17 protein-coding genes are annotated in these 18,601 nt (G+C 72.6%); 8 read left to right on the top strand and 9 right to left on the bottom strand.

Annotation, left to right across the window (positions count from 1 at the left end; translation table 11 throughout):
* Positions 1-12 precede the first annotated feature (12 nt).
* Genes POL72_RS17355 through POL72_RS17345 form a run of 3 tightly spaced genes read right to left on the bottom strand, consistent with a single transcriptional unit; the run spans position 13 to position 2,999 of the window.
* The gene (locus POL72_RS17355) at positions 13-1,590 is read right to left on the bottom strand and encodes a sensor histidine kinase (RefSeq protein WP_272096505.1); all 1,578 of its coding nucleotides are present in this window, start codon (positions 1,588-1,590) and stop codon (positions 13-15) included.
* Between the two features lie 25 nt (positions 1,591-1,615).
* Positions 1,616-2,350, bottom strand: a complete 735-nt coding sequence (locus POL72_RS17350) for a sensor histidine kinase (RefSeq protein ID WP_272096504.1) — start codon at positions 2,348-2,350, stop codon at positions 1,616-1,618.
* 46 nt (positions 2,351-2,396) lie between these two features.
* A complete protein-coding gene (locus POL72_RS17345) occupies positions 2,397-2,999 on the bottom strand; it encodes a response regulator transcription factor (protein WP_272096503.1) in 603 nt (200 codons plus the stop codon).
* Between the two features lie 688 nt (positions 3,000-3,687).
* Between POL72_RS17345 and POL72_RS17340 the strand changes: the two genes are divergently transcribed.
* The 5 genes from POL72_RS17340 to POL72_RS17320 all read left to right on the top strand — a co-directional run bounded on the left by POL72_RS17340 (position 3,688) and on the right by POL72_RS17320 (position 6,867).
* Positions 3,688-4,179: a GreA/GreB family elongation factor gene (locus POL72_RS17340; protein ID WP_272096501.1), complete on the top strand. Its 492-nt coding sequence runs from the start codon at positions 3,688-3,690 to the stop codon at positions 4,177-4,179.
* A 160-nt stretch (positions 4,180-4,339) separates the two neighbouring features.
* Positions 4,340-5,419, top strand: coding sequence for a Spy/CpxP family protein refolding chaperone (locus POL72_RS17335; RefSeq protein ID WP_272096500.1), 1,080 nt, complete (start codon positions 4,340-4,342; stop codon positions 5,417-5,419).
* A gap of 29 nt (positions 5,420-5,448) precedes the next feature.
* The gene (locus POL72_RS17330) at positions 5,449-6,015 is read left to right on the top strand and encodes an RNA polymerase sigma factor (protein WP_272096499.1); all 567 of its coding nucleotides are present in this window, start codon (positions 5,449-5,451) and stop codon (positions 6,013-6,015) included.
* Positions 6,008-6,409 (top strand): hypothetical protein, encoded by a 402-nt coding sequence (locus tag POL72_RS17325; RefSeq protein WP_272096497.1) that lies wholly within the window; start codon positions 6,008-6,010, stop codon positions 6,407-6,409. The genes POL72_RS17330 and POL72_RS17325 overlap by 8 nt, the downstream gene beginning before the upstream one ends.
* Positions 6,406-6,867, top strand: coding sequence for a hypothetical protein (locus tag POL72_RS17320; protein ID WP_272096496.1), 462 nt, complete (start codon positions 6,406-6,408; stop codon positions 6,865-6,867). The genes POL72_RS17325 and POL72_RS17320 overlap by 4 nt, the downstream gene beginning before the upstream one ends.
* A 39-nt stretch (positions 6,868-6,906) precedes the next feature.
* Here POL72_RS17320 and POL72_RS17315 read toward each other — a convergent pair whose 3' ends face one another.
* Positions 6,907-7,830: an NAD(P)/FAD-dependent oxidoreductase gene (locus tag POL72_RS17315; RefSeq protein ID WP_272096495.1), complete on the bottom strand. Its 924-nt coding sequence runs from the start codon at positions 7,828-7,830 to the stop codon at positions 6,907-6,909.
* A gap of 123 nt (positions 7,831-7,953) precedes the next feature.
* Between POL72_RS17315 and POL72_RS17310 the strand changes: the two genes are divergently transcribed.
* From POL72_RS17310 to POL72_RS17300, 3 genes are all read left to right on the top strand, one after another.
* The gene (locus tag POL72_RS17310) at positions 7,954-8,958 is read left to right on the top strand and encodes a DUF4349 domain-containing protein (protein ID WP_272096494.1); all 1,005 of its coding nucleotides are present in this window, start codon (positions 7,954-7,956) and stop codon (positions 8,956-8,958) included.
* Positions 8,959-9,457: 499 nt separating this feature from the next.
* Positions 9,458-10,258: a hypothetical protein gene (locus POL72_RS17305; RefSeq protein WP_272096493.1), complete on the top strand. Its 801-nt coding sequence runs from the start codon at positions 9,458-9,460 to the stop codon at positions 10,256-10,258.
* 406 nt (positions 10,259-10,664) lie between these two features.
* Positions 10,665-12,038: a PAS domain-containing protein gene (locus tag POL72_RS17300; protein ID WP_272096492.1), complete on the top strand. Its 1,374-nt coding sequence runs from the start codon at positions 10,665-10,667 to the stop codon at positions 12,036-12,038.
* 1 nt (position 12,039) lies between these two features.
* Here the strand turns inward: POL72_RS17300 and POL72_RS17295 are convergent, their stop codons facing one another.
* The 5 genes from POL72_RS17295 to POL72_RS17275 form a co-directional block, all read right to left on the bottom strand.
* Positions 12,040-13,050: a LamG-like jellyroll fold domain-containing protein gene (locus POL72_RS17295; protein ID WP_272096491.1), complete on the bottom strand. Its 1,011-nt coding sequence runs from the start codon at positions 13,048-13,050 to the stop codon at positions 12,040-12,042.
* Between the two features lie 26 nt (positions 13,051-13,076).
* Positions 13,077-14,213: a tetratricopeptide repeat protein gene (locus tag POL72_RS17290; RefSeq protein WP_272096490.1), complete on the bottom strand. Its 1,137-nt coding sequence runs from the start codon at positions 14,211-14,213 to the stop codon at positions 13,077-13,079.
* A 31-nt stretch (positions 14,214-14,244) separates the two neighbouring features.
* Positions 14,245-15,813, bottom strand: a complete 1,569-nt coding sequence (locus tag POL72_RS17285; RefSeq protein WP_272096489.1) for a serine/threonine-protein kinase — start codon at positions 15,811-15,813, stop codon at positions 14,245-14,247.
* Between the two features lie 210 nt (positions 15,814-16,023).
* The gene (locus POL72_RS17280; protein ID WP_272096487.1) at positions 16,024-16,770 is read right to left on the bottom strand and encodes a cyclase family protein; all 747 of its coding nucleotides are present in this window, start codon (positions 16,768-16,770) and stop codon (positions 16,024-16,026) included.
* Between the two features lie 220 nt (positions 16,771-16,990).
* Entirely contained in the window at positions 16,991-18,472 is a 1,482-nt protein-coding gene (locus POL72_RS17275; RefSeq protein WP_272096485.1) for a serine/threonine-protein kinase, read from the bottom strand.
* Positions 18,473-18,601 lie beyond the last annotated feature (129 nt).

The following is an 18,601-nucleotide window of genomic DNA, read 5'->3' as shown; positions in this document are numbered from 1 at the left end:
GCTGTCACGCTGTCACGCGAGTTGAACGGAGTGTACCTCCGGCGCCGCGGCGCGCGGTAACCGGATGGTGAACGTCGTCCCCGCGCCGGGTGCGCTCTCCACCGCGATCGTGCCGCCGTGCAGGCGGACGATTCCGGCGGTGATGGCGAGCCCGAGGCCCGTCCCCTTCAGCTTCGTGCTGAAGAGCGGCTCGAAGATCTTCGCGAGGTGCTCCTCCTCGATCCCATCCCCGTTGTCGGCCACCTCGAGGCTCACGGCCTCGTCACACACACGCCCAACCACACGCACCCACCCTTCGCGTTCGACAGGGATCGCCTCGGCCGCGTTCTGGATCAGGTTCACGAGCACCTGCCGGAACTGGTCCTTGTCGAGGCTCGGCACCGGCAGCGCCGCCGGCACGAGGTTCTCGAGGCGCACGTGCGCGGGCGGCTCGACGACCGACATGGCGTCGTCCACCAGGGGCGCGAGCGGGCAGGCGGTGCGGCGGAGCCTGCGCTCACGCGCGAAGTCCAGGAGATCGCCGATGATCCGGTTGCACGAGAGGAGCTCCTTCTCCATCAGGGCGAGGAACTGGGCGACGCGCGGCTCCGCGCCGACCTCGGTCCCGGCGAGGCGCTTCTTGAGGTAGTGCGTCGCGTTCCGGATGGCGCCGAGCGGGTTGCGGAGCTCGTGCCCGACGCTCGCCGCGAGCTGCCCTATCGCCGCGAGCCGCTCGACGCGCACGCTCGACGCCTGGGCCTCGCGCAGGCTCTCGGCCATGTGGCGGAGCGCCGCGCCGATGCGCCCGAACTCGTGCCTTCCCAGGTCGGGCACGCGGTGATCGAGGTCGCCTCCGGCGATGCGCCGCGAGCACTCCGCGAGCGCGCCGAACCCGCGCGCCATCGAGCGCAGGAGGCCGCCGAGGAGGACGACGAGGATCACGAGCGCCGCCGTCATCAGGGCGATGCTCGCGATCCTGATCCTGGCGCCCGCGCGGCCCGCCTCCTCCGCGTTCCGCGCGACATCGCGCCGCGCGTCGGCGATGGCCGCGTCGATCTGGGGCACGAACCCCTCCTCGTACTCGGCCTCGGGGCGCTCCACGAACCTCCGGTAGGCCGCCAGATCCCCGGCGCTCGCCATGCGGGACACGTGGTCGACGCCCCCGGCGATCGCCGCGAAGCTCGCGCGCATCCGGCGCAGGCGCTCGTCGCCCTCCTGCGCCTCGCGCAGCGCCTCGGGGGCGCGCTCGCCCTCGATCAGCGTCCGCTCGAGCGGCTCCCACGCCCGCTCGAGCGGCTCCCGCGCCCGCTCGAGCGGCTCCCGCGCCCGCTCGATCGCCTCCGCCGCGGCCAGGTCCCGCGCGACGAGCCCGGCCAGGTAGTGGAGCTCCTCGGAGTCGCCGCCGCCGAGGGAGATCTCCGCGGCTTCCCGCATGTAGCGGCCGGCGTGGTTGGCGAGCGTGACGTGGCGGGTGAGGTCCTCGTACGACAGCTCGGCGCGCCGCTGGAGCCGCGTCATGCTGGCGGAGGTGACGTAGAGCGCGCCGGTCGCGAGCAGCACGACGGCCGCGGCCACGGCGAAGATCAGCGACAGGGCGGCCCGGATGCTCACCGCGGCGCCTCGGCCGCGCGCGCCGTCACGGCCGCTCCTCGGCGCCCGCGCCGGGCGGCTCGGGCGCTGCTGCGAGGGGCAGCTCGATGCACGCCAGCGTGCCGGAGGGCGCGCCGTGGCCGAGGGTGAGCGTCCCGAAATAGCGGCGCGCCACGCGCCCGGCGATGTTGAGCCCGAGGCCGAGGCGGCCCGGCTTGGTTGTGTAGAACGGGCGCGTGATCGCCTCCCGCTCCGCCTCGGGCACGCCCGTCCCCGTGTCGCCGACCTCGATGCGGTAGCGGGCGCCGACCACGCTCCCGCGGAGCGTGACCACCCCGCCCCCGGTCATCGACTCCGCCGCGTTCTCCACGAGGCACCGGACCGCCAGGGCGAGCTCCGCCGGATCGAGCTCGACCACGCCCTCCGCCGCGTCGACGTCGACGCGGATCCCGGGCTCGGCGATGCGCGCGCAGGCCGCCGCCGTGAGGGCGCACTCGCGGGCGCTCGCGCTCACCGGACGCCGCCTGAGGCTCGCGTTCGCGTCGATGACGCCGTCGACCAGCGCGCTCGCCGCGATCGCCTCCTCGTCGATGACGTCCAGGAACTGCCCCACCCGCGGGTCGTCCCGAAAGGCCTGCTCCCGGGCGACCTTGCGCCGGATGAAGAACGCCGCATTGCGGATCGTCCCGAAGCAATTGCGCAGATCGTGGCGCAGCGTCGCCACGATCTCCTCGGCCGTCGCGGTCTGCTCCACCGCGCCGAGCGGATCTCGGCTCGTCATCGTCGGGGATCGCCTCCTCGGGTGCCGCGCTCGCCGCTGCGGGCGATCACTTGAGGGTCCGGGCCGGGAGCCCAGCGTCTCCGACCCGCACCGTGTCCAGGTAGCTCGACGCCGCGCGGGAGGACGGGGGCGGGTACGAGCTCACCCGCTCGCGCTGCGAGGACACCGGCGCGTCCTGGCTCTCCCGCGGCCTGAGCGACGGCGCGGCCCTCCTCGTCTTCGAGGCGGGCGCGGCGGCCTCGCCGCGCGCCGAGGAGGCGTCCGCGGACCGCCTCGCGTGGGCGAGGCGCGCGAGCTCCAGGACGATCCGGGTGACCCGGGCGGGCTCGAACGGCTTGAGGATGACGTAGTGGCGGCCCGCCTCGCCGGAGCGGATGTACTCCTCGTCGCCGGTGATCAGCAGGCAGCTCGTGTAGAACGGCAGGCCGGCGACCCGCTTGAGGAGCTCGTCTCCGTTCATCCCGGGCATCTTGTAGTCGGAGCAGACCACATGGAACTGGCCTGTCTGCAGCAGATCGAGCGCCCGGTGGGCGGACGTGCAGGTCTCGACGTCGATGTCGTCGTCGAGGATGGCCGCGATGCTGTCCAGCATCCTCCGCTCGTCGTCGACGACGAGCACGCGCAGCCGCTCCTGGGCATACAGGCTCACGATTCTCCTCTTGTGTGCTCGTGCAGTGTTCTGGACGCAGCCCGGGCGAGCGGCGGCAGGACGCCTCGCGTCATGTCGCGCGCGCTCCGCTCGCGCGCTCCAGGCTGTGCGGTGGCGCCGCATCGACACCCATGCTCTCGTGTCGATGCGTGCCAGCCCGGAGCAGCGGCGTAGCAGATTAGGAATCTACACTACTCACCCTACCCCGGCAAAGAGATTCCTGAACGATTCCTGCGCGGTTCTCCCGCTCGCCGTCGCGGGGCGTCATCGAGCTTCCCGCGTGCTTCCCCCGTGCTTCCTCGTGCTTCCAAGTCACCGTCTTGAAACATTCGATTCACACGGACGATAAGCGCATCGGCAGTCCGCCGCGCGCGACGCGCATGGATTGCACATCTGCAAGGAGCGGGGAGTTCTCGACGCGAAAAGGAGCCATGAACTGCGGCTCTGTGCGAGAGGCATCCATTACAGAGTTGCAATCAGCGCATGTGTGCGCTCGGCGCTGCTCGCCGGCAGGCGCGCGGTCTTCCCGGAGGAGCCGGGCCGCCTCCCGTCTCCTCGTCCGACAGCGACGGCGACGGGCGGGCGCCGCGCGGCGCTGAGGACGGCTGCGCCCCTCGGGTCTCGAGCGGCGGCGCCGGACGACCGTGGAGTGACCGCCGCGATCCCGTCTGGTAAGATGTGCGTGTCCATGCCACCGGCCATCGACAAGCGCGCATTGCTCGCGGCCCTGAGGGACCAGCTCGCCCGTGAGCTCGAGCGCTCCACCGAGCGGGCGCGCGACGCCGCCAGCGCCGCGACGCACGAGGAGAACCGCGCCGAGGGCGACAAGGACATGCGCGCCACCGAGGCGTCTTACGTGGCGCGAGGTCACAGCGAGCGCGTGCTCCAGCTCGAGCAGGCGCTCGCCAGGCTGGGCGCCCTCACGGTGCGCGACTTCGGCCCCGGCGCAGGCATCGAGAGCTCGGCGCTCGTGGAGCTGGAGAGCGGAAAGCGGCGCGCGCTCTACTTCCTCCTGCCGGCCGCGGGCGGCGAGCGCATCCAGTTCCAGGGGGTCGAGCTGCAGACCCTCGCCACGACGAGCCCCCTCGGCCAGTCCCTGCTGGGCCTGTCGGAGGGCGACGAGGCCGAGGTCGCCACACCGCAGGGCACGCGCACCCACCTGATCGCCAGCGTGCGGTAAGGCCGAGCCCACGCCGGCCTCTCCCGGCTTCCTGCGGAGCTTGCTGGCGGAGCCTGCCTCCAGAAAAAGTCGCTCGTCCTCGTAGGGCTCCCCTCCCCGCCGGCGTCACAGGGATGAACGACCCGCTCGGCACGACGCGGGCGACCCAGGAGAAGAGTCGATGACGCAGTCTCGTTGGTGGAGGCTTGGTTCGGTATTGCCGCTCGTCGGCGCGCTCGTCGGCGCGGCCGGTTGCACGGCGGAGACGGGGCAGGGCAACACGTCCCCGAGCGACGAGGCCGCCGAGGCGGCGCTCGCCCAGGGCCCGCCCGGGGCGGGCGGTCCCCGGGAGGGCTTCGGCGGCCATCGCGGCGGCCCGCGCGGCCCCGAGCACCTCCTGCGCGCGGCGCTCCACGAGCTCGACCTCTCGGACGCGCAGAAAGCAACGATCGAGGGCGCCCTCGAGGGGCTGCGCGACGGCGCGAAGGAGGGCCCGAAGGGCGGGGCCGTCTTCTCGGCGCTCGCCGAGGGCGTGCGCGCGGGCAAGATCGATCGGGCGGCGATCGAGGCGAAGCTCCCCGACGCCGGCCGCGCGGGCGAGGAGCACCGCGCGCGCGTCGCCGGGGCGCTGAGCACCCTGCACGCCACGCTCACGAAGGAGCAGCGCCGGCAGCTCGTCGACGTGATCGCCGCGAAGATGGACGAGCGAGGAGAGCGCGGCCCGCGCGGCGGCAAGCAGGGCGGCGAGCACCACCGCGGCCCGCGCGGCGATCGCGGCGGCATGGGCGGCCCCGGCATGCGCGGCGGTCCGCTGGGCCATCTCCTCGCCGGCCTCGACCTGCGCGACGAGCAGCGCGCGCAGATCGACAAGGCCCTCGAGGGCGCGCGCCCGAGCGACGCCGACCGGGACGGGCGGAAGGAAGATCACGCGGCGAGGCGCGCCGAGATGCGGGCGCGGCTCGAGACGTTTGCCGCGGATCGCTTCGACGCGAACGCGTTCCTGCCGCAGCCGCCGGCGGGCGAGAAGATGGGCCCGCGGGCGCACCTGGACCGCATGGTCGGCGCGCTGGCCGCGATCGTCCCGATCCTCGACGAGGCGCAGCGCAACGCCCTCGCCGAACGCATCGAGAAGGGGCCGTTTGCGGGCAGGCCCGAGCACGGCCCCGGGCACGGCATGCGCGGCCCCGGGCACGGCCCCGGGCACGGCATGCGCGGCCCCGGGCCGGGCGGGCCCGGCATGCGCGGCCCCGAGCGCCGCTGAGCGCCCGTCCCTGTAGCGCGCGCGGTGCCATGGGCGCAGAATCGCGGGGGAACGTGATCGTCGACCTCAGGCTCGTCGCAGCGCGCGTCGCCAGGGGCGATGATGCGGCCTTCCGGCAGATCGTCGAGCACACGCGCGCGCCGATGTACCGCCTGGCCGCGCGCCTGGTCGGCGACCTCGCGGAGGCCGAGGACGCGCTGCAGGAGGCGTTCGTCGACGCCTACCGCGCCCTGCGCGAGGGGCGCTACGACGGGAGATCGAAGGTGGAGACCTGGCTGTACCGCATCGTGACGAACGCCTGCCTCGACGCCCTCCGGCGCCGCCGCGACACCCCGCGCGAGGCGCCCGCCGAGCCGCGCTTCGACGGCCTCGTCTCCGCCGAGGCGCGCGTCGCGCTGCGCGAGCTCGACGCCCTGCTCGCCGCGCTCCCGCCCCAGGAGCGCGCCGCGCTCGTCCTCGTCGCCGTCGAGGGCCTGCCCGCGAAGGAGGCCGCGGCGGCGCTCGGCTGCTCCGAGGGCGCCGTCGAACAACGCCTGGTGCGCGCCCGCGCCGCGCTCCGCGCCCGGCAGATCGAGGAGGAGGCGCCGCATGTCTGACCGCGACGACGACCGGACCGGACCCGATCGGGACCTCGCGCGCCTCGCGGCCGCGACCGCTCGCATCGACGCCGACGACCGCTTCACGGCGGCCGTGCTGCGCGCAGCGACGGCCAGCGCGGCCAGCGATCCGCTCGCGCGCATCGCGGCCGCGACCGACGGCCTCGAGCCGGACGCCGGCTTCACCGAGGCCATGGTCCGCGCGGCGACGGCCGCTCCTCCCCTCCTCCCCGCGCGGCCCGCGATCGCCGACGGCATCGTCCGCTCGGGTCGCCCTGCCCTCGTGGTGACCGCCCTCGCTGCGGCCGCGAGCGTCCTCTTCTTTCTGCAGACGCAGCGCGACGTCGACAGTGCGATCGTGGCCTCCGTGGAGGCCGTCGAGGCGAGCGAATGACCCAGCGCCCCGCGTCCCCGCCCGCCCTCGCCCGCTGGAAGCCGCTGGCCGTGCTGGCCGCGGTCTTCCTCTTCGGCGGCGTCGCCGGCGCGGCCATCGGCCGCGTCACGGCGTTGCGCGACCTCGAGGCGACCTTCCGGGGTCCTCCGACCGAGGCGCGCGCCCAGTTCCGCCTCAAGGCGATGCGCCGCCACCTCGACCTCACCGACCGCCAGGTGCGCGAGCTCAGGGCGACCATCGCCGAGGCCGAGGCCGAGCGGGAGCGGCTCCTCTCCGAGTGCCGCCCCGCGCTCGACGCCCTCCGCGATCGCACCGACGCGCGCGTGAAGGGCGTGCTCACGCCCGAGCAGCTCACCCGCTACGAGGAGCTCGAGGCCGAGCGGCGGCGGCACCCGGGCCCGCCGCCTTTCGGGCCGGGGCCTGGCCGCGGGCGCGGGCCGGGCGGTCGGGGCGACTGAGCGCCTGCCTGGGCAGGGCCGACGAGGGCGCGCTGCCCCCTACGCGAGCTCCTCTTCTTGCAGCGCGCAGTTGATCCCGAACGCCGCGGCGGCCCCCTCGGCGGCGGCCACGATGGCGAGCAGCACCTCCTTCGAGGCGTCCCCGGCGACGAACACCCCTTCGCGGGTCGTCTCCTCGTGCTCGGCGACCGTCTCGACGCCCCGCTCCTCCGTGACCGTGCAGCGGAGCCGCTCGGCCAGATCCGACCGCTGCTCCTGCTTCGCCTTGAGGAAGAGCGAGCGGCGCTCCACCGCGCTGCCGTCCTCGAGCACCACGCGCTCCAGCATCCCGTCGCTGCCCTCGAGCCGGGCGATCCGCTCCTCGCGCACGCCGATCCGGTGGCGCGCGAGCCGATCCGCGTCCGATCCCGACAGGGATGCTGGCCCGTCCGTGAACAGGACCACATCATCGCTCCACGTCTTCATGTTCACGGCGAGCGAGACCCCGGTGCTGCCCTGTCCGTAGACGCCGATCGCCTGATCCCGCGCCTCCCATCCATCGCAGTAGGGACAGTGGTGCACGCTCTTGCCGTACATCGCGGGGAGCCCCGGGAGCTCCGGCAGCCGGTCGACGAGCCCGGTGGCGAGCAGCAGCTTGCGGCAGCGCAGGCGCTCGCCTCCTTCCAGCGTCACATCGAAGCGCCTCGCTGCGCGGCGGACGTCGGTGACGGCCGCCTCGCGGATCTCGACGCCGTAGGGCTCCAGCTGCTCGCGCGCTATCCGCCGGAGCTCGGACGGCGCGATCCCGTCGCGCGACAGGAAGCCGTGCATCTTGCGCGCCGCGTGGTTGCGGTACTTCCCCGAGTCGCACACGAGGACGCGCCTCCGGCAGCGCCCCAGGATGAGCGCCGCGCTGAGGCCGGCCGGCCCTCCGCCGACGATGATCGCGTCGTACCCCGGGGTGTCCTCTTCGCGTGTCGACATGGTGGGTGCCCGCCTCGCAACGGGCGGGCCCGCGGCCGGCGCGCACGGCGTGTCCGCGTCCCCGCCCGGGGTGGGCTCGCGAACGTCCCCTGGAACCGCTACGGTCACCGCATGCGTTCCTGCATGAGCCTGTCTGCCGTGCTGCTCTCGGCTGTGGCGCTGATGAGCTCCTGCGCCAGAGAGGACCGTTCCAAGTCGGCCCCGCCTGAGCCGGCCGCGGCGGTCGATCGGCGAGAGCAGGGGCCATCGTCAGCGGCGGCGCCGCTCACCGGGCGCGCGATGCGGATCACCGTCGAGACCGCGATCCTGGTGGACGCCTTCGAGCCGGCGATGCAGCGGCTGCGAACCGCGGTCGAGGAGCACGGCGGCTACGTGAGCGAGGCCCGGGTGCACGGCGGCCCGCACCGGAGCGCGTCGCTCGAGGCGCGGGTCCCCTCGGCGAAGGTCGGCGCGTTCCGGGCCGCGGTGGCGTCGGTCGGCGAGGTGGTCGACGACGCGGAGAAGGCCGAGGACGTGACCGAGCAGCGCGCGGACATCGGCGCGCGGCTGCGGAACGCCCGCGCCCAGGAGAAGCGGCTGCTCGACCTGCTCTCCGACAGGACGGGGAGCCTCGCGGACGTGGTAGCCGTCGAGAAGCAGCTCGGGAGCGTGCGTGAGACGATCGAGCAGATCGAGGCGCAGGAGCGATTGCTGGAGGGGCAGATCGCCTATGCGACCGTGAAGATGTCGATCACGGCGCGCGGCGAGGAGCAGACCCTGGGCGCCGGCGGCAAGATCGCCCGCGCGGCCGGCGAGGGAATCGAGAACGCCGGGGTCGTCGCCGTGAAAACAGCGGTCCTCGCCGCGTCGATCGCCCCCACCTTGCTGCTCCTGGCGGCGTTCTTCGGGGCGCTCTACTACGCCCTCCGCGCCATCGTCCGGCGGCAGCGGCGCACGGCAGCCAGCTTCCGTCCGCCCTTCCAGGCGGGCCCCATGCACGCTTACCCGAGCGGCGCGCCGCCGGCGCAGGGTGCGCAGCCTTACCCGAGCGCCGCGCCGCCGGCCCAGGGCGCGCAGCTTTCGCCGGAATCGACCTCGCCTCCTCCGGCGCAGGGCCCGCGCGGCGACGGCGAGATCGGCCCCGGGTGAGAAGGATCGCAGTCCCGAGCAGCTCGAACACGACCTGCTCGGCCCCGCGGCACGCGCTCCCCTGACATCGCCGGCCGGAGCGCGCGGCGACGCGCTCGTCATCGACGTGCCCCACGCGATTGTCCCCGCCCCCGCGCACGCACCTATCGCGACACTGCGCATTGCAACGACACCCGGGCCGCTCACCGCCGTTCTGTCGGGCCTTCATGCAGTGTGAGATTTCGATCATCCATCGCGCCTTGCTGGGCCTCAGACAGAGCGCGATGAAGGCGACACGCTGCCTCGCTCACCTTCCACACCGTGGACAGAGCAGATCCCGGCTTTCAACGATTTACGAATTCTACACAAATCACCGGTTGAGTACTGGACATGATGCCTATTCATCGGTACACCCAATTCGACCTTCGACGAGGGCACGAAGGGACGAACCCGGGGGGGGGGGACGACGATGTACCGGATCAGCATCGCTGGTTTCGTGGCGCTTTCGCTCGCGCTTTTGGTGGGATGCATCTCAGTTCAGGAAGAAGAGGAGGGCTCCGTAGGAGTTGCCCCTAGCGCTCTCGAGTTCGTCAACGCCCTCAACCCCAACGCCCTCAACCCCAACGCCCTCAACCCCAACGCCCTCAACCCCAACGCCCTCAACCCCAACGCCCTCAACCCCAGCGCATTGAGCCCGGCGGCCCTGACCGCGATCCGGGATCCGAGCGCGGCCGGCGACCTCTCGCGCCAGCTCCTCAACTACACGGTCGGCTGTGCGTTCCTCCCGTCGCAGTCGTTCAGCTTCTCGTGGACCGATGGCTCGGGCACGGTGCACAACGAGGAGTACAGGGGAATCATCGGCCTCGTGCCGGACTGGAGCACCAAGCCGCTCGGCCATAACGACCAGCAGTGGGTCTCGGCGTGCCTCGCGTCGAGGACGAACTGGTACGGCGTCTCCGTGACGATCTCCTCGCGGGGCAACTCCGCGGTCATCGACAAGACCGGAACCCTCGAGCTCACGACCTACACGCACCTGGAAGGCGCCTTCTGGGGCAATCTGTTTGCCCCCTCTCCTTACCTGAACGCCTGCTACGACGAGGCCAATCGCGGCTATTCACGGTCGCTCATGCGAGAGTGCGCCGCCGGTCACCTCGACAGCGGCGGGGCCGTCCAGCAATGCGGGATGCTCAGCATCCGCGGGTCGTGCACCGCCTACTGCCAGCAGCTCAACACGAACGGCATGTACTACCCGAGCTGCGTCAACAACCTCACCGGCAGCCCGGACTCGACCACCCGGGTGTTCACCGTCTTTCTTCCCTAGCGAGGGAGACGGCGAGCCCCGGCCACGGGGCCTGCCCCTGGTCGATAGAACATCCTCCGGGAACAGGAGCCGCACGAAGAGGCGTCCGTCCGGATCGGAGGCGTCTTTCGCGCTGTTGATTGCGCCTCCGAGATACTCCGATGTACGAGGCGGCGAGCACGACGGGCAGGTCCAGGTCGGTGGTGCGCGGGGCTGCGATGAGGGCGAGTCGGTCGTGCGTGGGAGTACCGCTGTCGAGGCGCCAGCCCGAGAGGGCGGGCCAGCCCCGGCCAATCCAGGCTTCACGGCGCCGGCCTGATGGTACACCATTTCAGCGCAGAAGAACTCCCGGACAGCCGCGAGCGGAGAGCGGCGGGCAGGGCTCCGGGGGGCCGAGCGCGCCGGGTGCGAGCAGCCGCGCGCGAGGTTGCAGATCAGGCAGGGCTCAGGGGGAACGATGGAGATCGACCGGCAGAGCGACGAGCGAATCAAGGCAGAGAACGCGCGGCTCCGGGCTCGCGTGGAGGAGCTGGAGCGAAGGCTCAGCGCAGGCGCGGCGCCGCGGGAAGCGCAGCGCGAGCTCGCGGACAGCGTGCCTTACCGCGCGCTCTTCGATGCCGTGACCGTACCGCTGGTGATCCATCGCGCGGACGGGCTCCTCGTGGCGATCAACCGGGCCGACTGCGCGCGGTGGCGCATCAATCCCGAGCAGATCATCGGCAAGTACAACGCTCTGGAGGATCCGCAGGCGGTGAAGACGGGCCACGCCGAGGCCATCCGCCGGGCGCTCGCCGGGGAGGTGGTCACGCTGCCCCCGGTCCCCTACGACATCGAGCCGGGTGAGCTCTACAAGGATCGGCGTCGGCTCTGGACCGAGCCGAGCTACGTTGCGTTCGAGGACGCGAGCGGGAACCGCTTCGTGGCGGTGGTGAGCATCGACGTCACCGCGCGCGTGGAGTCCGAGGCGCAGAGGCGCCGGGGCGCCGCGCTGCTGGAGGCCTTCATTCAGAACGCGCCGATGCTCATGTTCGCGCGGGACAGCGAGGGCCGCCACACGCTGCTGAACCCGCCGGTCGAAGAGCTCCTCGGCAAGCCCCGCGAGGAGCTGATGGGGAAGACCCAGCACGACCTGTTCCCCGCGGAGATCGCCGACCGGTCCGCGGCGCAGGACCGGGCGGCGATGGCGTCGTCCGAGCCCATCACCTCCGAGGACGAGATGGATCTGGCCGACGGTAGGCACGTGTTCATGAGCACCAGGTTCGCGCTCCGCGACGAGGAGGGCAGGGTCTCCGGATGCGGGGCGATCGCGGTGGACATCACCGAGCGGGTGCAGGCCGAGGCGAGGACCCGGCAGCTGCAGGAGAAGATGCTGATCGTGCAGCAGGAGACGATACGGGCCATCTCCACGCCGCTGTTGCCCATCGCGGACGGGGTGCTGGTGGCGCCGCTGGTCGGCGAGCTGACCCGCGAGCGGGGCGCGCAGTTCACCGAGACGCTGCTGGACGGGATCTCCCGCCAGCACGCCCGGATCACCATCCTCGACGTCACGGGGGTGCCGCAGGCGGGGCCGGAGGTGACAGACGCGCTGATCCGGGCGGCGCGGAGCGCGCGGCTGCTCGGGGCCGAGGTGGTGCTCACCGGGATCAGGCCGAGCGTGGCGCAGGCGTTCGTGGCGCTGGGGGCCGATCTGGGGGGGATCGTGACGCGGGGGACGCTGGAGCGCGGGGTGACCTATGCGCTCTCCGCCCACGAGGGTGCGCGGGCGCCGGCGCGAACCCGGAACGGGCGCGGCGCGCATTAGCTCACATCCCGGGGCCGTCGTCGCTCTTCGCCAGCGTCGCGGCGTTGCCCTTCACCTGCTCGGGGGTCAACGGCTTGCCGTACAGCGCGGCATACTGGATCGAGCCGCGAAAAGAGCGCCCGGCCTTCCGCGAGTTTCCGAGCACGAAATACCACGTCGGCTCCGCCCACGTGAAGGCAAAGTCGGCGGGCGGCCGATCCGGGATCGCATTCGTTCGCACATCGCCGTTCACGTAGAGATCGACGACGCCCTCGGCGGCGTTCAGCACGAGGTGCAGGACGCACGGCCGCTCTAGCTCCTCGAGGGGAATGAACCACTGCCCCACGAACAGCGTCTGGGAGTTGGCGTAGATGTGGAACAGCAGCTCTCGGTTCCCCATCCCGTCGGGGTCGCCGACGCTCAGCGAGTACTTCCCGAACTCTCCTGTATCGGTCCCGAGGTACAGAATGCGAGAGGGCACGCCCTCGACCGCGGCGGCCGTCACGCTCACCACGGTCTCGAGCGTGAGCGCCGCCTTCGAGACGAGGAGCTTGCTCGGGGGCGTGGCGGTGGACGGAAACGCCGCCTCCACGCGCGCGTTCCCTCCGAGGTTCATCCAGCGGATGCCCACGCGCCCCGCCTCGCCTTCTAAGTTGAGCCTCTCTCCGTCCGACACCACGTCGAGCGAGAGCCCCGGCTCCGGTCCCGAATCGACGAGCTTGCCATCCGTGCCGAGCGCGTCGAGGAAGTACCGCGCGAGCAAGCCATCATCGACAAGGCAAGTCGAGATATGGCTCCCCGGCCCATCGCAGCCCTCCGGGGGCGCCCCGCCGCAGCCGCCGCCCCCCTGCCCGCAAGGCTCCGCGGTGCCACCGGCGCCGCCGCTCGTTGCGCCCGTTCCGCCTGCTCCGCCCGCGCTGGCGACGACATCCTCGTAGCTGAAGAAGACGCAGCTACCTCCGCTGAGCGCGACCAGCGGGACGATCGGCGAGAGCGCCCAGCCCATCCACCTCCACGATACGATGCGCATCATCGGGAAGATCCCTCTCTTCGGAAACCTCACCAGCGCTTGCTGATCACGAGCCCGCCCGGCATGGGGCTCACCGACAGGCCGGTCGCCGTCGCGTCCCGCGCGTCGGGCCGCCCCGTCAGGAGGACGTACGCCGCCGTGCCGAGCCCCGCCGCGCCCGCGGCCAGGAAGCTCCAGACCGCCGCGTTCGCGAGGTCTGCCTTGGCGTGTCCCAGGTCGTTGTACGCGCGCAGGTCGAGCCCAGGGCAGCGCGCAGGGTCCGTGCAGGAGGCCGGCTCCAGGAGGCGCTGCTGCGAGCTCGCCTTCCCGTTCGAGAGGACCACGAACGCGACGCCGAGCCCCGTCCCCGCGGCGGTCGCGGCGAGCCCCGTGAACACGACCGCGGAGCTGCGTGGGCTCGGGCGTCCATCCGCCGCGTCGCCGCCCTCCTGGGCGCTGCCGTCGGCCGCACCCTGCCCAGGGCCGAGCGGCTCGCCGCCCTCCTGGGCGCCGCCGTCGGCAGCACCCTGCCCGGGGCCGAGCGGCTGCGGCTCGCCGCCCGCGCCGCGCCCGGCCCTGTCGCTCTCGATCCGCACCTTTCCGGCCGCGAGATCGACCTCGACCCTGGCCCTCATGCCCTCCTTGAGGACGATCTCCTTCGTCAGCCCGCGCCGTCCAGGCGCCCCCACAGCCAGCGTGTGGCTGCCCGGATCGCGCGCGACGGGCGTCGCCTGTGGCACGTCCAGCCCGCCGAGCGCCACCTGCGCGCCCCCCGAGCCCGCGCCCGTCACGGTGATCTCCACGGTGGGGATGCGCGACGAGAGGGCCTCGAGCTCCGTCCTCGCCTCGGCCTGGGCCTCCCGGAACGCCTGCGACGCGTCGGCCGGGAGCTGCTCGTCGACGATGACCTGGTAGACCGAGCGCGCCTCGGTCAGGCGGCCGAGCTTGTGGCAGGAGCGCGCGACCATGATCAGGAAGGTCGGCGCATGCACCGTGGCCTCGGCTCGGCGGAAGGCCTGGAGCGCTTCCCGGTACCGGCGCGCTCGGTAGGCCGTCCACCCCTGGTTGGCGTACGTGACGGCCGCCTGTCGCGCCTTCGCCGACGGGGGAGGCGCCTGCGCCGACGCCTCCGCGCCGGCGAGCGTGACCAGGAGCAGCACACCCATCACCGCCGCTCGGAAGCGCATTCTTGCCCTCTGGGGACGCGGAGCCACCCGGCTAGAGCCCCCAGTCCGGCCTGCTTCCGCCGGACTTCTTGCGAGGCCCCGTTACTGTCTTGCGCGGCGCCGGTGCCGCCGCGGTCCGAGCGGTGGTCGGGGACGTGGGGCGCGCCGGCGCGGCGCTCCGCGCCGCCGCGCCAGAGGGGCCGGAGGGGACGGGCGATGCCTGTGCCGGCGCCGGGGAGGCGGCGTTCGGCGCGCCCGCGCCCGCGACAGGGTCGAGCGGCAGCGGGGCCGGCACCACCGCAGGAGTCGCCGCGGCGCGCGCCTCGGGAGCGCTCGCGACGGCGGGGACCGCGGCGAGCCCGGCCGGCGCGCCGAGCGCGGGCGCGGATGCGGCCGCGGACGCCTGGGTCGTGGCCCGGTCCCTGTCGGTCGATGCGCCCTTGAGCGTGGCGACGAACAGGCCGATCCCCACGACGGCGATCGTCGTCCCGAGGGCGACCCGCCCCGCGACCCGCGCGATGGCGGCGCGCGCCGTGTGCGGCGCCGTCAGGTTGATCGCGCCGGTCAAGGTGCCCGGCAACGATTGCGGGTTCGGCGTCGAGGCGCGGACCTCGTTCGGATCCGACCGCCGCTGGATGGGCATCGTCGTCAGCTGCGCCACCGCCGGCGTGCCGGGGTCGGCGAGCCCGGGCTCCCCGCCGGAGCCACGCCATGTCCACCCCGCGCCCAGCGAGGTGTCCCCCATGACCGAAAAGAACGGCGGCGCGCCCGCGACGCGCGCGAGCTCGTTGATCATCTCGCGCACGTTCTGGAACCGCTCGTCCCGATCGCGCGCCAGCGCCCGCGCGAAGAACGCGTCGATGCCGCTGGGCAGATCGGGGGCGAGCTCGCGCGCCGACGGCACCGTGCCGAGGATCACCTTCGTGACCACGCGCCCGATCGCGTCGCCCGGGAACGGCAGCTGCCCCGTGAGCATCTTGAACAGGATGACCCCGAGCGACCAGAGATCGCTGCGCGCGTCCACGTCCCGTTCGCCATAGAACTGCTCCGGGCTCATGTAATTCGGCGAGCCCATCACCTCGCCCGTCGCCGAGATGTCGGCCGCGAGCACCGCCGAGACGTCCTTCGCGATCCCGAAGTCGAGCAGCTTCACGATCTCGCCATCCTCGCCGTCGACGCGCGCCAGGAAGAAGTTGGCGGGCTTGAGGTCGCGGTGCACGAACCCCGCTTCATGGACGCTGCGGAGCGCCTTCCCGGCCTGGACGATGATGTGCAGCGTCTCCGGGAGCGAGAGGCGCCCGCACCGCTGGAGGCGCTTGCTGAGATCCTCGCCTTGCAGGAGCTCCATGACGAGGTAGGGCACCTCGTCCTCCTCCTCGAAGCCGAAGTCGTGGACCTGCACGATATGGGGACTCTTGAGCTGCGCGGCGGCGCGCGCCTCCCGCTCGAAGCGCGCCCGGAGCACCGGCAGCCGCGAAAACGAGTCGCGCATGAACTTGATCGCGACGAGCGTGCCGAGCTGTACGTGCTGCGCCACCCAGATCGAGCCCATCCCGCCGTGGGATAGCTCTCGCTCCAGGCGGAATTTGCCGGCCAGAAGGACGTCTTTCTCGAACTTCATACGCCCGGTCACCTCCCGAGGGGGGAGCCGAGAGGATACCGAATCCCGGGCAGGACGCGAAGCTTCGTGTGGTCGATCCGGCGCGGGGAGCAGCAGCTCGTACGACCGTCGCGGGGGGCGGTATGCAAACAGGCGACACCGCACCAGAGCGGGGCAACGGGCCCGGACGACGCGAGCTGCGCCCCGCCAGCCCGGGGGAGGCGCACCGCGCTATCCCGCCGGGCCGCCGCAGGTCGGCACCAGCGCCAGCACCCGGGCCGGCGCGCCGCTGCCGCCCGCGAGCGGCAGCGGCGCGACCACCACGACGGCCCCGGCCTCCGGGAGCTGCTCCAGATTGGCCAGGTTCTCGATGTGATAGCCGCCCGCGCCAAGGAATGCCCTGTGCTGTTCGAATGTCTCGCTCTGCCCCGGGTCGGTCGACAGCGTATCGATACCGATGCAGCGCACGCCGCGCCCGCGCAGGTAGCGGCTCGCCTCCACGGACACCCCGGGAAAGTGCATGACGCCCTGGGCGTCCTGGTTCCGGTACTTCACCGGATCGGACCAGCGAGCCCCCCAGCCCGTCCGGATCAGCACGATATGCCTCGCGCCGAGCGCGCCGTGCCGCGCCTCCCAGCTCCGGAGATCATCCACCGTGACCCGGTGGTCCGGGCTCGCCGCAACAGCCGCCGTCACGTCCACGACCGCCGCCGCCCCCACGAGCTGCTCGGGGGCGATCTGCTCGACGGTCGCCGCCCCGGCCGTGAAGTGCGCCGGCGCGTCCACGTGCGTGCCCGCGTGCTCGGCCATCGAGAACCGATTGGAGCAATACGCGTCCTCCTCGATGGTGCTCAGCGTCTCCGAGGCATAGGGCTCGTCGCCGGGAAACAGCGGCATCTCCGGGGTGATCGGGCGCGTCAGATCGACCACCCGCGCCGCGGAGAGATCGATCACGCCAGCTCCGCGCGCCTCCTGCATGGCGCACAGCTCACCACAAGCCCGCTGCCCGCACAAGGCACCCGGGCGGGCGCTCGCGCCGCGCCGCGAGCGGCGCGAGCGGCGCGAGCGCCCGACGCGACGACCGAGGCGGGTATCGCTGCGCGCGGGCCCGTGCCCGCGCGCGCGGCTCACACCTTGTACGCGCGAGAGGTCGAGGATACGCTTGTTCCTCGGCGCACTGGGCGTGTGGGGCGGGTGATCAGCCCTCTCGTGTCCGTGGCGCAGTGATCCGGCGGAGCGCGCCCTCTTCACCTGCCGTTGCGATCTCCAGATCGGACAGGAGCTCGGGTGAGGCGAAGACGCCCTCTCCGGCTTGGTCTGGCACCCACCCCGCGACCTCCAGCAGCTTGCCGGCTGCGGGCGAGCCCTTGCCGGTATCCGTGAGCTCTCCCGCGTGGAGGCACAGGCGCACATCGACCCTGGGATCGCGCCCGGAGCGGGCCTCGAGCCGCTGGTAGATCGCGAGCGCCGTGCGCACCACCTGGCGGCGCGCCTCCCTGTCCCCGGCCGGGTCGTCGGGACGATCCACCGTGAAAAGCATGCTGCTGCCGGTCTGCACCATGGTCGTGAGACCGGCGCTGACGAGCTCGGCGGCGATGAAGGGGAGGATGACCTCGAGATCGGCGAGCAATCCATCCTCCGGCTCCTCGAGGGCGCTCGGCTCGACGTGCACTTCGGCGTAGAGCGCGAGCGCCTGCCGCTCGCGCGCGGCAGCAGAAGACAGCGCGCCTGTCCCGCCGCTCGCCTCCACCGTGGCCCTCAGCTCGCCCAGAAAGGCCGTGATCGTCGGGGGGCGCTCCCTGCGATCCTTGCTCATCGCACGGAGGATCACCTCATCCAAGGCGGGATGGACGCGCGCCCGGGTGCTCGGGCGCGGCGGGTCCACGTAGAGGTGCAGCTGGCGCAGCATCGGATAGGAGCGCTCGACGAAGGGCGGCTCGCCGACGAGCATCCGGTACGTCAGCACCCCGAGCGCGTAGACGTCAGCGCGGGAGTCGATCGACTCGCCGAGGATCTGCTCCGGGCTGATGCACGTCGGGGTCCCGACGATGTGCCGCGACGACGTGAGCGCAGGCCCCGGCGCATCGAGCAGCTTGGCCACGCCGAAGTCGAGCAGCACCACCCTCCGCCGCCCGCCCTGCTCGGCGAGAAAGACGTTCGATGCCTTGATATCCCGGTGCACGATCCCCCAGCGGTGCGCCGCGTCGAGCGCGCTGCAAAGCGGCTCCAGGAGCGCGAGCACGTCCGTGGCGGACAGGCGTCCGCGGGCGCGGAGGTGCTCGTCGAGACTACAGCCATCGAGCAGCTCCATGACATAGTAGGGGGCACCACGGCTGCCGAGCCGCCCGTGATCGAGGATCGCGACCACGTTCGGATGATTCAGGCGCTGTATCGCCTCGATCTCCCGCGCGAAGCGGACGACCGCATCGAGATCCGAGGCGAGCTCGGCGTGAAGGACCTTGAGCGCCGCGGCGGTGCCGCGCTCGGCGTGCGTGGCGCGATAGACGAAGCTGAAGCCACCCCGGGCGAGGGGGCGATCGAGGATGTAGTCGCCGACGCGAGCCCCCCGCGGCAGAGTGCGGGGCAGCGGATTGGGCGACGGGTCCTCCTGCGTGCGCGTGGCCTCGGCCTCCTGTATCCGAAGTGTGGCGTCGTCGAGGGCGCTCGGCTGATGAGCCACGGCCGCCATCGCCAGCGCGGAAGGGGTATGTGAGCTGGGGAGCGTGTCATCTTCCGTGGTTCGTGCCATGCGCCGGACAACAACGATATCATGAGCGCCGCTCGCGGCCCCCGTCCGCGCCCGTCGCGA

This window comes from Sorangium aterium, assembly GCF_028368935.1.
Classification (GTDB): Bacteria; Myxococcota_A; Polyangia; order Polyangiales; family Polyangiaceae; genus Sorangium; species Sorangium atrum.
This window is presented reverse-complemented; position numbering and strand designations above follow the sequence as displayed.

Excerpts from the sequence above, each read along its gene's own strand:
- POL72_RS17350 (WP_272096504.1), bottom strand. The coding sequence starts at position 2,350 with ATGACGAGCCGAGATCCGCTCGGCGCGGTGGAGCAGACCGCGACGGCC.
- POL72_RS17340 (WP_272096501.1), top strand. The coding sequence starts at position 3,688 with ATGCCACCGGCCATCGACAAGCGCGCATTGCTCGCGGCCCTGAGGGAC.
- POL72_RS17335 (WP_272096500.1), top strand. The coding sequence starts at position 4,340 with ATGACGCAGTCTCGTTGGTGGAGGCTTGGTTCGGTATTGCCGCTCGTC.
- POL72_RS17330 (WP_272096499.1), top strand. The coding sequence starts at position 5,449 with ATGGGCGCAGAATCGCGGGGGAACGTGATCGTCGACCTCAGGCTCGTC.
- POL72_RS17325 (WP_272096497.1), top strand. The coding sequence starts at position 6,008 with ATGTCTGACCGCGACGACGACCGGACCGGACCCGATCGGGACCTCGCG.
- POL72_RS17320 (WP_272096496.1), top strand. The coding sequence starts at position 6,406 with ATGACCCAGCGCCCCGCGTCCCCGCCCGCCCTCGCCCGCTGGAAGCCG.
- POL72_RS17315 (WP_272096495.1), bottom strand. The coding sequence starts at position 7,830 with ATGTCGACACGCGAAGAGGACACCCCGGGGTACGACGCGATCATCGTC.
- POL72_RS17310 (WP_272096494.1), top strand. The coding sequence starts at position 7,954 with ATGAGCCTGTCTGCCGTGCTGCTCTCGGCTGTGGCGCTGATGAGCTCC.
- POL72_RS17295 (WP_272096491.1), bottom strand. The coding sequence starts at position 13,050 with ATGATGCGCATCGTATCGTGGAGGTGGATGGGCTGGGCGCTCTCGCCG.
- POL72_RS17290 (WP_272096490.1), bottom strand. The coding sequence starts at position 14,213 with ATGCGCTTCCGAGCGGCGGTGATGGGTGTGCTGCTCCTGGTCACGCTC.
- POL72_RS17285 (WP_272096489.1), bottom strand. The coding sequence starts at position 15,813 with ATGAAGTTCGAGAAAGACGTCCTTCTGGCCGGCAAATTCCGCCTGGAG.
- POL72_RS17280 (WP_272096487.1), bottom strand. The coding sequence starts at position 16,770 with ATGCAGGAGGCGCGCGGAGCTGGCGTGATCGATCTCTCCGCGGCGCGG.